The organism is Acinetobacter sp. NIOH-H-8, assembly GCF_046635365.1.
Classification (GTDB): domain Bacteria; phylum Pseudomonadota; class Gammaproteobacteria; order Pseudomonadales; family Moraxellaceae; genus Acinetobacter.
Genome location: NZ_JBHDVN010000001.1, coordinates 112,934 through 126,158, shown reverse-complemented (window position 1 = coordinate 126,158; position 13,225 = coordinate 112,934). Strand labels below are relative to the sequence as shown.

Annotated in this window: 10 protein-coding genes and 2 pseudogenes; 2 read left to right on the top strand and 10 right to left on the bottom strand. The window is 43.0% G+C overall.

The annotated features are described in order from the left end of the window. Positions 1-24: 24 nt before the first annotated feature. The 9 genes from tolB to ACEWB7_RS00555 all read right to left on the bottom strand — a co-directional run bounded on the left by tolB (position 25) and on the right by ACEWB7_RS00555 (position 9,919). Positions 25-1,308 (bottom strand): Tol-Pal system beta propeller repeat protein TolB, encoded by a 1,284-nt coding sequence (tolB, locus tag ACEWB7_RS00595; RefSeq protein WP_411580355.1) that lies wholly within the window; start codon positions 1,306-1,308, stop codon positions 25-27. Positions 1,309-1,511: 203 nt separating this feature from the next. Then, positions 1,512-2,885, bottom strand: coding sequence for a cell envelope integrity protein TolA (gene tolA / locus ACEWB7_RS00590; RefSeq protein WP_175967937.1), 1,374 nt, complete (start codon positions 2,883-2,885; stop codon positions 1,512-1,514). Between the two features lie 3 nt (positions 2,886-2,888). Then, on the bottom strand, positions 2,889-3,338 hold the full coding sequence (gene tolR / locus ACEWB7_RS00585) for a protein TolR (protein ID WP_034170925.1): 450 nt from the start codon (positions 3,336-3,338) through the stop codon (positions 2,889-2,891). Next, on the bottom strand, positions 3,338-4,036 hold the full coding sequence (tolQ, locus tag ACEWB7_RS00580; protein WP_034170924.1) for a protein TolQ: 699 nt from the start codon (positions 4,034-4,036) through the stop codon (positions 3,338-3,340). Before tolQ ends, tolR begins: the two co-directional genes overlap by 1 nt. 27 nt (positions 4,037-4,063) lie before the next feature. Continuing rightward, a complete protein-coding gene (gene ybgC, locus ACEWB7_RS00575; protein ID WP_034702794.1) occupies positions 4,064-4,471 on the bottom strand; it encodes a tol-pal system-associated acyl-CoA thioesterase in 408 nt (135 codons plus the stop codon). A 260-nt stretch (positions 4,472-4,731) separates the two neighbouring features. Beyond that, positions 4,732-6,081 (bottom strand): amidohydrolase, encoded by a 1,350-nt coding sequence (locus ACEWB7_RS00570; protein ID WP_411580330.1) that lies wholly within the window; start codon positions 6,079-6,081, stop codon positions 4,732-4,734. A 527-nt stretch (positions 6,082-6,608) separates the two neighbouring features. After that, positions 6,609-7,610, bottom strand: a complete 1,002-nt coding sequence (gene ruvB, locus ACEWB7_RS00565) for a Holliday junction branch migration DNA helicase RuvB (protein WP_034170977.1) — start codon at positions 7,608-7,610, stop codon at positions 6,609-6,611. A 245-nt stretch (positions 7,611-7,855) separates the two neighbouring features. Further along, entirely contained in the window at positions 7,856-8,458 is a 603-nt protein-coding gene (gene ruvA, locus ACEWB7_RS00560; RefSeq protein WP_175967936.1) for a Holliday junction branch migration protein RuvA, read from the bottom strand. A gap of 120 nt (positions 8,459-8,578) precedes the next feature. After that, entirely contained in the window at positions 8,579-9,919 is a 1,341-nt protein-coding gene (locus ACEWB7_RS00555; RefSeq protein ID WP_034702787.1) for a deoxyguanosinetriphosphate triphosphohydrolase, read from the bottom strand. A 193-nt stretch (positions 9,920-10,112) separates the two neighbouring features. On the opposite strand from ACEWB7_RS00555, the pseudogene ACEWB7_RS00550 reads away from it, so the two are divergent. Beyond that, positions 10,113-11,753: pseudogene (locus ACEWB7_RS00550) on the top strand (arylsulfatase). A gap of 224 nt (positions 11,754-11,977) precedes the next feature. Next, complete coding sequence (locus ACEWB7_RS00545; RefSeq protein WP_411580329.1) at positions 11,978-12,724, top strand: IS5 family transposase; 747 nt, start codon at positions 11,978-11,980, stop codon at positions 12,722-12,724. 111 nt (positions 12,725-12,835) lie between these two features. On the opposite strand, the pseudogene ACEWB7_RS00540 reads toward ACEWB7_RS00545, so the two are convergent. Continuing rightward, positions 12,836-13,065: pseudogene (locus tag ACEWB7_RS00540) on the bottom strand (hypothetical protein); the annotation flags it as partial. Between the last annotated feature and the right edge of the window lie 160 nt (positions 13,066-13,225).

The window sequence follows — 13,225 nt, the reverse complement described above, 5'->3', positions numbered from 1 at the left end:
AAAGCATTTGTAAATATTGAACTATTATTTTGGTGCCCAAGCAGGTTCGCGGACTTCACCTGTTTCACTTGGTAAATTCATGCGGAACCGACCATCAAGAGACATGATGGATAACAATCCACGGTTACCTTCGCGAGTGGCATAGACCACCATCTGACCATTTGGCGAGAAGCTAGGTGATTCGTCCAGGCTGGTTGGCGTCAGGATATTGGTCACACCTGAGCTAATATCCTGTACAGCCACTTTATAGTTACTGCCACTTGGACGATGAACCAATGCAAGTTTCTTACCATCTGCACTTAAGGTTGCACGGGCATTAAATGTGCCACGGAAAGTCAGACGTTTGGTACTTTCATTATTAAAATCATAGCGGTAAATCTGCGGAGAACCACCACGATCTGAAGTAAAGATAAATGATTTTCCATCCGGCGCATAACGTGCTTCTGTATCAATTGCGCTATCGTTGGTCATGCGTTTTAACTGGCGTGTTTCCAGATTCATCTGATAGATTTCCGGGTTACCATGCATAGACGCCGTAAATAGCATGCTCTTGCCATCTGGAGAGAAGCTTGGTGCACCGTTTAATCCACGGAAGCTGGCCAGCTTTTCACGTTGACCAGTCGCCAGATCCTGTACATAAATGGCCGGACGTTTGGTTTCAAAAGATACATATGCAATTTTTTTCGCGTCCGGTGTCCAGGCAGGTGACAGGATTGGATCACGTGAAGTCAAAATGGTCTTTGGCTGTTCACCATCCGTATCGGCAATCTGCAAGGTATAACGCTGATCAGGCGTTGCCGGGTTACGCAAGACATAAGCAATACGGCCAGTGAAATCTCCCGGAATACCAGTTAATGCCTGATAGATGGCATCACTGATCATATGGGCTGCCTGACGGGTACGTGATGCAGGAACAGTCAGCAACTCATTCAATAAGTATTGACGTTTTTCGACATCATACAATTGATACTGAATGCTATAAGAACCATCCGGATTGGTTTTGGATGAACCGGTCACCACATAAGGTACGCCTGCAGCTGCCCATGCTTCAGCATTTGGCGAATTCAGTTGTGCTGTAGCAGGTAAATTCTTCGAGGCACTGGCAAATTTTCCAGAACGATTCAGGTCATTTTCCACCACCGGATAAATACTCTGATCCTGGCTAAAAGGCACAATGGCAATTTTAGGGGCAGCTTCAGGAGCTTTGGTAATTTCCAGATGCAGTTGGGCCTGAGACTGGGTCGCAGTGACGGCACCCAAAGTGGTCATGATTGCAAGGCAGAGTAGGTGTTTGCGTGTCTTTTCCATCATTCGTTATTTACTCAAATCAACGGAGTTATTTATAAGTGATTGGGCTACATCATTGCATGGATTTATGCGAAATAGACCACGAATTTATCATCAAACTGTTATATCACTATGGAGAGTGATTATTATTTAATCTGTTTCAATTGAAGTTTAACTCAAAAAAAACAGCCATAACACTTTTTCTTTATTATGGCTGTTTCTTATTAATGAGCTGTAAAGGTTGAAGTAAAACTTCGTGCTTCACGGCGTGCATCCGGATCTGAAGGCATTGGATAAGGTGCAGCAGCACGTACTGCCGCTTCTACACTGGCTTTCATATCTGGATCACTGGCACTCACCACCACAGAAACCACAGAACCACTATCGCTTAAAGTGACCCGAGCAGTCGCTTTCTGGCCTGAAGAGCCCACTGGGGTATCCCATGCACGTCTGATTTTATTTTCGAAATCACGTTTTGCAGTAGAGGCAATTCGTTTAGATTCCGCTTTTTTCTGTGCAGCTTCTTCAGCAGCCTGTTTGGCTGCAGAGGCTTTGGCATCAGCTTCTGCCTTGGCTTTCGCATCTGCATCTGCTTTAGCCTTTGCCGCAGCGTCAGCTTTATGTTTAGCATCCGCCTCTGCTTTAGCTTTTGCAGCGGCATCAGCTTTATGCTTGGCATCAGCATCCGCTTTGGCCTTCGCAGCCGCATCAGCTTTACGTTTAGCTTCGGCATCTGCTTTAGCCTTCGCAGCCGCATCAGCTTTACGTTTAGCTTCAGCCTCTGCTTTGGCTTTTGCCGCAGCGTCAGCTTTATGCTTGGCATCAGCATCCGCTTTGGCCTTCGCAGCCGCATCAGCTTTACGTTTAGCTTCAGCCTCTGCTTTAGCTTTTGCAGCGGCATCAGCTTTACGTTTAGCTTCGGCATCTGCTTTAGCCTTCGCTGCCGCTTCAGCTTTACGTTTAGCTTCGGTATCTGCCTTGGCTTTTGCCTCGGCTTTTTGCTTGGCGGCTAAATCAGCCTTTTTCTGCGCTTCAAGTTTGGCTTTTTGCGCAGCATCGGCTTTACGCTGTGCTTCTACTTCGGCCTTACGCGCTGCCTCAGCTTCAGCCTTAGATTTTTGTGCAGCCTCTGCTTTGGCTTTGGCAGCAGCCTGTTTTGCCTGTTCGGCGGCTTCAGCACGTTTTGCAGCTTCGGCTGCTTGTTGGGCAGCCTTGGCTTGAGCAAGCTCTGCTGCTTTTGCTTCTTGCTGAGCTTTTTGAATATCGATCTGTGGGGGTGCTGGTGCAGGCTGCGGTGCCGGAGGTGCCGGTGCAGCTGCCGTTGGAACCACAGGCGCGGGCTCTACACTCGGTTCAGCAGTTTGGGTAATTTCTTCTGCAATATTTTCATGTGCAGTTTCTTCAAACTCGGTTTCTTCACGAGTCACTGGCTTGAGGTCTTCAGGTTTAATTAAGACCGTTTTAATCTGTTTTGGCGGTTCAGGTGGCTTACTCATGCCCAGAAAAAGCAGGCCCACCAAAGCAACTGCATGGATTCCTAGCGTAAACCCAATTGCAATTGCTTTCTTCTGAAACGGTGGTTTCTGATAATTTTTCATACTTTATTCTAATGGCTTGGTTAGTAAGCCCACTTGGGATAAACCGGCATCCTGCAGGCTTGACATCAAGGCCATCACATCGCCATAAGGGCGAGTAGTATGACCATTGATCACGACATTTAGGATCTTGTTTTCACTTTCAGCAGTGCTTTGCGCTTCTATCAAAGTCTGCGTCAAAGCCTCTAGGGTGACAGGACCTGTGGTCTGATTTTTATATTCCAGAAAATAAGTACCATCTTCTTTTAAAGTGACAATAGTAGGCGCATCTTTGGATTCGATTGGCAAGCCATTGGCCTGCGGCAAATCGACCTTGATGCCACTGGTAATCATTGGGGCAGTCACCATGAAAATGACCAGAAGTACCAGCATTACATCGATGTAAGGCACTACATTCATGTCACTTTTCAGTGGTTTTTTAATACGCTCGAAGCGTCCTGAACGTTGAATGGCCATTAGTCATTGTCCTGCGTAGCGCCCACAGATTGACGTTGCAGTAGTGCCACCATTTCTTCAGCGAACAGAGCACGGTCAGAGTACAGTGCTTCACCTTTAGATGTGAAATGGTTAAAGGCTAAAACCGCAGGAATTGCAGCAAATAAACCAATCGCCGTTGCAATCAGGGCCTCTGCAATACCAGGTGCGACAGTGGCCAAAGTAACCTGATCGACATCTGCCAGACCAATAAAGGCATTCATGATGCCCCAGACGGTACCAAACAGACCGACATAAGGAGCGACTGAACCAATACTGGCCAGCGCACCCAAGCCTTGTTCCAAATGTCCCTGATCACGACTTAAACCCACACGCAGAATACGTTCAGTTCCTTCAATTGACTGGGCAGTTGGAGCATGGCGTTTTTTGAGTTTAAGGAACTCGCCCAGACCCTGATAGAAGATATCTTCCAGACCAGTACGTTTGGAATTGAGCTGGGCATTGTTATAAAGCGTCTTGAGTTCGGCACCTGACCAGAAAATTTTCTGGAAACGATCGTCGTCAGCCTGAGCCTTTTTATAGCTCATGGTTAACTTGGCAATCAGATACCAGCTGTACAACGAGGCTAACAGGAGAGAAAGCATCACCAGTTGTACGACAGGGCTTGCTTGTAAAATAAGATCTGAGACTTGAAGAGATGATTCTAACTGAGTTGCCATAGCTGTTACGTGTGCCAATAAATTTTTTTAGTCTTGTTCCAATTCTTTTTGAATTAGTTCGCGGATTTCATCCGGGAGTCGACGTGGTCGCATCTCTGCACTGATACATGCCAACTCAACCTCACCTGATGCAAGCATGATTTCACCACGATAAATATTTTGTTGCAATACAAATGATGAAGCTTTACATGAAATGACACGTGCAGTCACGGTAATCAGGTCATCCATGAGGATTGGGCGCATATATTTGACGTTAATTTTGTGCACAACAAAGTTGTAGTCGGACTGATGCCAGTAGTGACTCACTCCGGAAGCACGTAACCATTCAGTACGGGTACGTTCCATATAGCGAATATGGTTAGCGTGGTAGACAATGCCACCCGCATCAGTATCTTCAATATAGACGCGGATATTGAATTCAAAGTGATTCGCCATAGTTTTGTTCCATGCAGATTTTACGAAATTATTGCTTGTTTTTAGAGGCTGGAGCAGGCTTAGAATTTGCCTTATTCATTCCAAAAGTCAAGCAATTTAGCGCGTCAAAGTTTAGCACTGTGAGCTTTGAGACCAATGGCACAAGATGTCAAATCTGGATGGAGTAGGGGCTAAGCCAGTACGGAACGGCCAATTGCTTATTAATACGGCGAAGTAAAAGCATGAATGAGACCAGTCACTCATGCTTGAGGAACTAAGAATCAGCTTTTGTTATTTTGTTTCCAGCTTGCTTGTACCTGATCAGCCACTTTCGGATAATCCAGAATAAAGCGGATATGACTTTCTACGCCGGTTTTTAAAGTCGCATCATCGACTATAAAATTCGGGTTATGGTTCGGTGCTGCTTTGGCTGGATCCTGATCTGCTGGCGTTGCACCTACGAACACAAAGAGCGATGGCATCAGCTTGCCATAATACGCGAAGTCTTCACTGGCACTGGCATTGTTATCAAGTAGATGCAGTTTATTTTCACCGTTCACTTTAGCCAGAGTCGGGCGCATCAACTCGGTCAAGGTTTTATCATTGGTGGTAACAGGTGCATAAGGTGCAATTTCTACTTTGACTTTGACATCATTGGCTGCGGCATTGTGTTCCAGCATTTTCGGCAAGTCTTTTAAAATACCTTGACGGACATCTTCACTATTAGAACGAATCGTACCGACCATATTCACCTGATTAGGAATTACGTTTCCTGTGGTACCCCCCTGAATACTTCCAATACTGACCACGCCCATGCCTTTGGTTAAATCAGCTTTACGACTTACCAGACTTTGTAAATTATTAATCATTTGTGCAGAAGCATAGATGGGATCACGACCTGCCCAAGGCATTGAACCATGTACCTGATGGCCATCTACCTGAATACGTAAATGATCCGCGCTATTGAGAATCGCACCATCTTTATAGAAAATATTGCCGCTTGGCATACCAGCCATCACATGCATTCCAAAAATGACTTCAGGCTGGGGATTCTTGAGTGCACCATCGGCAAGCATTTTACGTGAGCCGATCTGATCGCCTTGGCTAAAGTTATCAATATCTGCACCGCCTTCTTCAGCAGGCTGGAATACAAATACCACGGTTCCGGCAATCTTATCTTTATTGGCAGCGAGCACTTTGGCGGCACCTAGTAGCATTGCAGTATGCGCATCATGACCGCAGGCATGCATCACATAAGTTTCCTTACCTTGATAAATGCCTTTCTGCTTGCTGGCAAAAGGTACGGCTGCCATTTCCTGGATCGGCAAGGCATCCATATCTGCACGTAATGCCATGACTGGGCCAGGTTTTGAACCTTTTAAAACGCCGATCACACCTGTTTTGGCATAACCTTTACGTACTTCAATGCCATAAGACTTTAATTCTTTTTGTATTAATTCCGAGGTTTTAAATTCCATATTGCCCAGTTCAGGATATTGGTGAATATGCTGGCGTAGTTTGATGGTATGCGCTTCGGCTGCTTTAACTGATTCATCTACCCAATCTGCTAAAGCTAGTTGACTACAAAATAGAAGAGGGAGACAAAGTGAAAGCGTCTTATGCATGTTCATATCAGGGAGAACCTTAAAAATCTGAATAGAGTTAAAGTGATGCCTGAGGATTACATAATGCACTACATTTGACCAAAACCCTCTGAGTATGGGTTTCATACCTTTTTGGTACATTTATTTTTAGTACTTGCTGATAAAGGGAATTTTACAGAGGTAGATATTGTAAAATTATGTAATTATAAAAATCTAATGGTCTATTTTATTTAAAAAAATTCAAATGAATAGGGAATTGTTGAAGGAAATTTATATCTGATTTAAAAAATCTCTTATTATATAATTTTTAACTATTCCTCTAAGTTAAATACTATTTTGGCATTAAAGTTGCTTTGGTTATTTCATAATTATTATTGATAGAATTTTTAAAAGAAATAGCCTAAGTATTTGTTTGAAGGGCAATAATTATATAGCTAAATAAACTACTTAATAATAAAGATTTGAGTTTGTGCTTTTGGAGCTAATTGATTGCAGTAGTCAATTAGCTCTTTTTCTTTGCGATAAAAAATGGCTAAGCCAAAAGAATTTTATCTTTACTTTGGCTCAGGGGGCGTCATGCCAAATTGTAAATAAGCCATATTGGTCGCAATACGACCGCGCGCAGTACGCATCACATAACCTTGCTGAATCAGATAAGGCTCAATCACATCTTCCAGAGTACCTGAATCTTCTGCCATTGCTGCTGCCAAAGCTTCTACACCCGCCGGGCCACCATCAAAGCGTTCCAATAACATCGACAGGTAACGACGGTCAAGCGTATCCAGGCCATCTTTATCCACGTTCAACATATCTAATGCACGTTGAGCCATTTCCTGAGTGACTTCACCTGTGCCTTTGACTTGAGCATAGTCACGTACACGACGTAATAAACGATTGGCAATACGCGGTGTACCACGTGAACGACGTGCAATTTCTTTTGCGCCATCTTCGGTCATTGGCACATCCATCAAACTCGCAGAACGTTTCACGATATGGGTCAGATCATCAACCGAATAGAATTCCAGACGCTGCACAATCCCGAAACGGTCGCGTAGTGGAGAGGTGAGTAGACCAGCACGTGTGGTTGCAGCGACCAAAGTAAATGGTGGTAAGTCCAATTTAATCGAACGGGCAGCAGGGCCTTCACCAATCATGATATCCAGCTGGTAGTCTTCCATGGCTGGATAAAGGATTTCTTCAATCACGGGTGACAGGCGGTGAATCTCGTCAATAAATAGAACATCACCTTCCTCAAGGTTGGTCAGCATTGCCGCCAGATCGCCCGCACGTTCTAGTACTGGGCCAGAAGTCGATTTCAGGTTACCCCCCATTTCACGGGCAATAATATTCGCTAATGTCGTTTTACCCAGACCCGGAGGTCCAAAGATCAGGGTATGATCGAGAGCTTCAGCACGGCCACGGGCTGCACCAATAAAGATTTCCATTTGCTCACGTACCACAGGTTGACCGATATAGTCATCGAGGGAAGTTGGGCGGATGGCACGATCAAAATGATCTTCGGGTTTTTCAGAACCACTGATGAGACGGTCTTGCATATCTTTTGAGTCAATCTCTATGGTTTATTTGAGGTGAATAAAGTCATAGCCTCAAAATGCATTAAAAATTCAGATGCCATTGTGTAGGCGTTGTCTTACTTTTGAAAGATCAAAAGTAACAAAAATCTTTTTGTTGAGTTGAAGGTACGTCCTGTACCCTAACTCAACTGGCGACATCCATGTCGCGAGTAATTTATATAAATAGGAGAATAAACAGTCTTATTTAAAGTAAAGTCATTTTCCTATTATCTATTCATCGACTTTAATGCAGCACGGATGATGTCGCTGGCTTCGGTAAATTCACCTTTAGCTGCATTCACCAGTTTTTGCGCTTCAGCCGGTTTATAACCGAGAGACTGTAATGCAGCTTCCGCTTCAGCCATGGCTGAATTGCCCATAAACTGAATTTGTGGAGCTGTCGAATTGCTTGGAGCAGTGCCCGCAGACATGGCTTTAAAGCGGTCGCGCAGTTCAATCATCAAACGTTCAGCCGTTTTTTTGCCGACTCCAGGCACTTTGACCAAGGTATTTACATCTTCATTTTCAACAGTATGGATCAGCATCTCAACACTTAAAGTTGAAAGAATGCCAAGTGCCATTTTCGGGCCAACGCCGTTCACTTTTAATAAAGTGCGGAAAATGGTTTTTTCCTGAGCATTTAAAAAACCATACAGTAATTGTGCATCTTCACGTACGGCCAGATGTGTCCACAGGGTAATTTTCTGGCCTTTTTGCAACTGGCAAAAAGTGGTAAGCGGCGTATCAATTTCATAACCTACACCATTCACATTTAATAATACAGTCGGTGCTTCCAGCGCCAGCACTTCACCAATCAGGCATCCAATCATCTTTTGTCATTACTCAATTCAGTTTTGCAGCATAGTAGTCAGCATTTTCAGGAAAGGCAAAATCTCCTTCTGCAAAACAGGTGATTTTGCTGCAATAAGCATCTAATCTAGCCAGATGTTTTATAACAATCCGGCTTTATTGCCTTGCAATTCCTGTGACAGGTTATAAGCCTGATGATCCGAAAATTTCGAGATAATATCCAGCACCTGCATGATATTGTCATAATGGCTGTCTTTAAAATTCGCCCCTGAACGTTGCAGAATCGACATTAAACGCTGTTCTTTAAAACTCAGGTTTTTATGCGGTGTGGTCAGAGGAATAAAAGCATCCAGAATATTTTGCAGACTTTGATGGGCAATGATTTCTAAGCCTGCTTTCTGTGGATGTTCAAAAATCTTGTCACGTGCCAGTTCTTTGGCGCGATTAATACCGCTTTCAATATCTGATGAACAATACTGCAATAAAGTGCCTTGTAACTGGCCAGATAGAATCTGGTCATGGTGACGTGCAAAAGCAGTGGTCACTTCATTCACCAGACGTTTCATCACACGGCCACGCAGTGCAGCAATTTTCTGTTGCCAGGTCGTGTCAGGCATGCCGATTTCAGAAGGCGTGCCATAATCTCCGAGCAGATTTAAAAATACCGGTTCCACTTCAGCATAGCTGAGTATGTTCAAGCTGATGCCATCTTCTAGGTCAATCAGGGCATAGCAGATATCATCGGCTGCTTCGAGTAGATAGGTCAGTGGATGACGACAATATCGATACTCGCCGAGCTGGATTAGTCCAAGCTCTTCCGCAATTTGCTTTAAAATCTCTTTTTCTGCCTGATAGCAGCCAAACTTGGCGCGGCTACTGGCAGGCAAATCTACTTGTGATGCCATGGTTTTTGACAGCCACGGATATTTTAAATAAGCACCTAAAGTGGCATAGGTCAGGCGCATGCCACCATCATTTGGATGATAGTCAATTTTGGTAAGCAGGCGCAGGCCTTGGGCGTTACCTTCAAACTGACGTACATCTGCTTCCTGTTCAGGACTTAAATCTTTTAAGAAGTCAGTATGTGATACATCATCAAACCATTCCCGGATCGCATATTCACCGGCATGGCCAAAAGGCGGGTTACCAATATCATGCGCCAAACAGGCAGCTTGAATGATGGCACCTACATCAGCGGGTGACACCCAAGGGGGAAGCTGATCTTTAATTTTCTCTGCGGCCAGCATCCCTAGCGAGCGGCCAATACAGGAGACTTCCAGTGAATGCGTCAGGCGAGTATGAATACCATCGTGCTGGGTTAAGGGATGCACCTGGGTTTTACGGTTGAGCTGCCGGAAGCTCTGGGAAAAAATAATACGGTCATAATCTTTGTGGAACGGGCTACGTGCCAGTTCAGTGCTCTGCTTTTTACTACCAATCCGAACTGTCGAAAGCAGTTCCAACCAACGCATTTGAGTCATTTATCATTATTCAGTTCTCTACTTTCTGCATCATGCCAAAAAAGAGCGTAAAGCACTAGGGCAGTGCGACATGAAATGTTATTTTGAATTAGCTTAGCTGAAATACAGCGAAAGATTGTCAATTTGGTGACAGGATTGAGCCAGCAATTTCAGGCAAATTACCACCATAATAAAATCAATTTGCAGACCAAATATGACCACAGCACAAACTACTCAACCAAATATTTTACTCATCGTCGCTGATGATCTGGGCTTTTCTGATCTGGGTGCATTTGGTGGAGAGATCCAGACACCACATTTAGATGCGATTGCCCTGGAAGGATTACGTTTAACTAATTTCCATACTGCATCGACCTGTTCAGCCATCCGTTCCATGCTGCTTTCCGGCACAGACCATCATCTGGCAGGATTGGGTTCCATGGCCGAAGCCATACGACCTGAACAGAAAGGTCAACCGGGTTATGAGGGGTATTTAAATGATCAGGTTGCGGCTCTACCGGAACTGTTACATGATGCAGGCTATTACACCATCATGTCTGGAAAATGGCATCTGGGCTTAACTCCACCGTTTTCCGACACGCCGTGGTTTTGAAAAGTCATTTACCTTGCTCCCGGGTGCAGCCAATCACTATGCGTTTGAACCGGATATTCCAGAAGAAGAAACCCCGGAATTGTTGAAAGTGATTCGTGGGCTCTATGCAGAAAATGATGAATACATTACTGCATTGCCGGAAGATTTTTATAGTTCAGACTATTTTACAGATCGCTTGCTGAGTTATCTGCAAGATGATGAGAGTCGTGCAGAACACCCATTCTTTGCCTATTTACCATTTTCAGCACCACACTGGCCTTTGCAAGCCTACCCAGAAGATATTGCCAAATATAAAGGTACGTATAATGAAGGTCCTGAAGTATTACGTCAGAAGCGTTTAGCTAAAATCAAAGAGCTCGGTTTAGTAGGTAAGGATGTTACGATTCATCCAGTATTGGCAAAAACTAAATTTTGGGACAGCTTAACGGATGAAGAAAAGCAGTTCTCGGCACGTACCATGGAAGTCTACGCAGCAATGGTTGATCGCATGGACCAGAATATTGGTCGTGTGATTAAACATTTAAAACAGACTGGTCAATACGACAATACCATTATTATTTTTCTTTCGGACAATGGGGCAGAAGGTGCGCAGCTGGAAGCATTACCAGTCTTTGGTCCTGATATTGAGACAGTGATTGCCAAATATTATGACAATCGTCTGGAAAATATTGGCAAGGGTAATTCCTATGTCTGGTATGGTGAGCATTGGGCACAGGCGGCCACAGCGCCATCTCGACTTTATAAAGCGCATACCAGTGAAGGTGGAATTCGTACACCGGCATTTATCAAGCATCAGGGCTTTGCACGTCAAAATGGCATCAGTCATGAGTTTTTAACGGTGATGGATCTACTGCCTACTTTACTGGAAACATTAAATATTCAGCATCCGGGACAGCAGTATAAAGGTCGGAAACTGGTGACACTACGTGGTAAAAGCATTCTGCCGTATTTGCAGCAACAGCAGGCCTATATTCATGCTGAAGACCATGTCACGGGTTGGGAACTCTTTGGGCAGAAAGCCTTACGCAAAGGGATTGGAAAGCCTTGTTTATTCCTGCACCGAATGGCCCAAACAAATGGCAACTCTATAACCTGGCAGAAGATGTCGGTGAAACAGATGATCTGGCAGAGCGTTATCCAGAAAAATTACAGGAGCTGCTGGCCGACTGGAAAGTTTATGTACGAGAAAATGGTGTGATAGAAATTGAAGGCGGGGGAATTTTATTAAATAAAACTGCTTGAGCTAATCTTATTAGGGTATCGAATTTCAAAAATAAACGGATATTCGTGAGAATAAACTAAAAATAAAAAACAGGTCAAACGGCCTGTTTTTTTATAAAGCAATAATTTTGATAGAAAGTAAATCTTAATCTGTAAGCTGAATAGTTAGGGTGTGTTGACACTTTTAGCTTAAAAAATAGCGAAGTAGTAAAATCAAATCGCCAAACCCAATTTTACTATTCGCCATGCCTCGTACCATGCTGACAGATCAACACTGGCAAAAGTTGAAAACTATTTTGCGTAATTTATCTATTCATCACAACTCAAACTTACGTAATTTTATTGAAGCTATTCTCTATAGAATTAGAACAGGCTGTCCGTGGCGAGATATTCCTTCCTATTTCGGTCAATCAAACTCTATTTTCAAACGTTTTAATCGTTGGTCAAGCAGCGGTAAGTTGCTTAGATTATTCAAATTATTAGCATCATGCCCCGATATGGAGTGGATTTTTATTGATGGCTCTCACGTACGTGCTCATCAACATTCTGCCGGTATAGCGAATCAATCCATTTCTAAAAGTGTAGGAGGAAACTCCTCAAAAATACATTTGATTGTTGATGCAAATGGCAATCCTGTTGATTTCATGATTACCGATGGAACCACACATGACGTCAAAGTTGCACCTGATTTAATATCAACATTAGACTTAAAAGAGACAAAAGTGGTCTGCGCAGATAAAGGCTATGATTCAGAACCACTGCGTGAACAGGTCAGAAAAACAGGGACTAAAGCGAATATACCAAAGAAAATAAATAGCCAATCGAACAATGATCATATGGACTGGTATTTATATAAAATCAGGCATTTAGTTGAAAATATGTTTTGTAGATTAAAGCAATTTAGAGGAATAGCTACTCGATATGACAAGCTCAAAAGAAATTATCAAAGTGCTGTTGCCTTAGCCTGTATATTTTTATGGCTACCTTTATAGGTTTAATTATGAACAGCAAATGTCAACAGACCCAAATAAGAAATAGTAAAATAAGCTATTGTTTATTAAAAAAAACATAATTTTTTATTGAGAATTTAAGTTACTAGAATATAAATTGATGTTTTGATCTTCTGTACAATCCTCAATAAATTTTGCAATTTCTTGCACGCTCCAATATTCTGTAGAACGCTGGTTATTCGCTTTAAATAAACATTTGATGATTGGATGTTTTTCAAAATCAGTTAGTGCTACTTCAAAATTGTCACGCTGCATTGAAGGTGACATTTCTTCTGCAACATGACTTTATGCTGAATGATATTTAATAATAGCAAACTAAGCATAATAGGCACAAAAAACTGTTAAAGCGGTTTTAATACTTCTGTAGTAATTTTCAGGTTTCCACGCCTGATTACAGATTTTGCTGTAACCTAATTATCAAATGGGTATCTTTTTCTTTGATCAAACCAAATTAGAATTTTTTATTGCTTTGTAAATGAAAAA

Coding starts and splice junctions, on each gene's coding strand:
- tolR (WP_034170925.1), bottom strand. CDS start 3,338: ATGGCCATTCAACGTTCAGGACGCTTCGAGCGTATTAAAAAACCACTG.
- ACEWB7_RS00555 (WP_034702787.1), bottom strand. CDS start 9,919: ATGACTCAAATGCGTTGGTTGGAACTGCTTTCGACAGTTCGGATTGGT.
- ybgC (WP_034702794.1), bottom strand. CDS start 4,471: ATGGCGAATCACTTTGAATTCAATATCCGCGTCTATATTGAAGATACT.
- ACEWB7_RS00545 (WP_411580329.1), top strand. CDS start 11,978: ATGCCTCGTACCATGCTGACAGATCAACACTGGCAAAAGTTGAAAACT.
- tolQ (WP_034170924.1), bottom strand. CDS start 4,036: ATGGCAACTCAGTTAGAATCATCTCTTCAAGTCTCAGATCTTATTTTA.
- ACEWB7_RS00570 (WP_411580330.1), bottom strand. CDS start 6,081: ATGAACATGCATAAGACGCTTTCACTTTGTCTCCCTCTTCTATTTTGT.
- tolB (WP_411580355.1), bottom strand. CDS start 1,308: ATGGAAAAGACACGCAAACACCTACTCTGCCTTGCAATCATGACCACT.
- ruvA (WP_175967936.1), bottom strand. CDS start 8,458: ATGATTGGATGCCTGATTGGTGAAGTGCTGGCGCTGGAAGCACCGACT.
- tolA (WP_175967937.1), bottom strand. CDS start 2,885: ATGAAAAATTATCAGAAACCACCGTTTCAGAAGAAAGCAATTGCAATT.
- ruvB (WP_034170977.1), bottom strand. CDS start 7,610: ATGCAAGACCGTCTCATCAGTGGTTCTGAAAAACCCGAAGATCATTTT.